The 402-nt window shown below is 66.4% G+C and carries 1 protein-coding gene; it reads left to right on the forward strand.

Features of this window, described 5'->3' with window-relative positions; all coding sequences use genetic code 11:
• The first annotated feature begins 79 nt into the window (after positions 1–79).
• The gene (locus GWK61_RS55475) at positions 80–313 is read left to right on the forward strand and encodes a hypothetical protein (RefSeq protein WP_194922403.1); all 234 of its coding nucleotides are present in this window, start codon (positions 80–82) and stop codon (positions 311–313) included.
• Positions 314–402: the final 89 nt, after the last annotated feature.

Here is a 402-nt window from a genome sequence, read left to right on the forward strand (position 1 = left end):
GCACCGCACCGCACCAACACCAACACATCGACCCCCACACCCCATTGACGCCCACCACCCTTCTCAGGATGCTGACCCCGTGGAACCCTTCAAACCACGAGGCTGGCTCTGGGACCGCCCCATCCCCCGGTTCCTGGGCTACGGCGTGGTCTGGATCGCCTTCTGGGGCGCCGCCGGAGCGGCACTGGACGCGCTGCAAAAGCAGCACCGGCCACTGCTCGTGGCCGGTGCTTTGTCAGTCGCCTGGTTCAGCGGCGCCTTCCTCGTCTACGACGCGGTCCGCTACCTGCTGTGGCGCCGTCGCGAGGACTGACATCGCGAGGACCGACTTCGCGGGGACTGACTTCGCGGGGACTGACTTCGCGAGGACCGACTTCGCGCTGTCTCTTATCCACATTTCCG

Source organism: Catenulispora rubra (genome assembly GCF_015356825.1).
Classification (GTDB): Bacteria; Actinomycetota; Actinomycetes; order Streptomycetales; family Catenulisporaceae; genus Catenulispora; species Catenulispora rubra.